General features: G+C 66.5%; 1 protein-coding gene. It reads left to right on the top strand.

All coding sequences use genetic code 11. The features are described 5' to 3' along the window. Window positions 1-462 precede the first annotated feature (462 nt). Entirely contained in the window at window positions 463-1,245 is a 783-nt protein-coding gene (gene pcaD / locus JZY06_RS09275) for a 3-oxoadipate enol-lactonase (protein WP_207279265.1), read from the top strand. Window positions 1,246-1,333 lie beyond the last annotated feature (88 nt).

Raw genomic sequence — 1,333 nt, 5'->3', positions numbered from 1 at the left:
GCGGGCGGCACACGCCGCCCGGGTAGCGCCGGATCGTGTCGACCGGGGCTGCGGTCGGGGCGGACAGGGAGGCGGGGCGGGGCGTGACGCGCCGCGATCCGCCGTTCCAGTCCGTGGACCCGGCGTGGACCATTATGCATAAAAGAATCGTCTATACGAAAAAAATAAACATTTTCCGGCCAATTGTTTCACAATAGTTATCTTTTCTGTGATTGCTGATCCACCACCCACCGTCGGCACTGCCCCCGGTGGGAACCACGAGATCACGGCGGGGTGCAGGCGGGGTGGGGCACCCCGGCGACGGCCGGTGCCTTCACGCGGGCGGGCGGGGACGGATACTATTGGTGTGACCGATAGGGCTTCCGGCATGTCCGCTCCCGGACCGGGTGGCCGTATCCCGGTACCGCCGGGCGGATCCGCCCCGGCCCCACCACCACCGCCGCCCCAGGAAAGACACACGAGATGACTTTTGCACCGGTAACACTGTCCACCGAGATCATTGACGGCCCCGACCAGGCCACCGTGCCGGTGGTCTTCGTCGGGTCGCTGGGAAGTGACAAATCAATGTGGGCCAGCCAGCATGACGCCTTATCGGCCCACTTCACCTGCTGCTACGTCGACAAGCGCGGCCATGGTGACTCGCCGTGCCCCAGCGGCCCCTACACCGTCGAGGAGATGGCCTGCGACGTGGTCAAGGTTCTCGACGACAACGGCTGGGACAAAGCCCACCTGGTGGGCCTGTCGCTGGGCGGGGCGGTCTGCCAGATGATCGCGCTGAACCATCCCGGACGGGTCGCGTCACTGGCGCTGGTGTCCACCGCCGCCAAGTTCGGCACCACCCAGGCGTGGACCGACAAAGCCGCGAAGGTCCGCGCCGAAGGCACCGTGTCCATCGCCCTTGATTCGGCCACCCGCTGGTTCACCGAGGACTACGGCGTACGCTCAGGAAACCGGCAGAAATATTTCGACATGGTCTCCCGCTGCCCCGATGAGGGCTACGCCGCTTCCTGCGAGGCCCTGGGAGCTTTCGACACCCGGACCCGGCTGGCCGACGTCACCGCCCCGACCCTGGTGATCTCCGGGGCGGACGACCAGGGAACCACCCCGGAGATGCTGCAGTTTGTTGCCGGGGCGATTCCCGGCGCCCAGTTCGAGTCGCTGGCCCCGGCGGCCCATCTGTGCAATGTGGAGCAGGCCGATATTTTCAACCGGGTACTCATCCGGCATCTCACGGCACACAGCTAACCCCCGGACGGGTTGCTGGCGGCAGGCCCGGCCGCCAGTCGACCGCTTGTTCGCGGTCGACGCATGCACCGGGGGCCGTGCTGTTTTC

The sequence above is a fragment of the Corynebacterium mendelii genome (assembly GCF_017307055.1).
GTDB lineage: Bacteria > Actinomycetota > Actinomycetes > Mycobacteriales > Mycobacteriaceae > Corynebacterium > Corynebacterium mendelii.
Note: the sequence above shows the minus strand (reverse complement) of the source record. Positions and strands in the feature narration are given on the sequence as shown.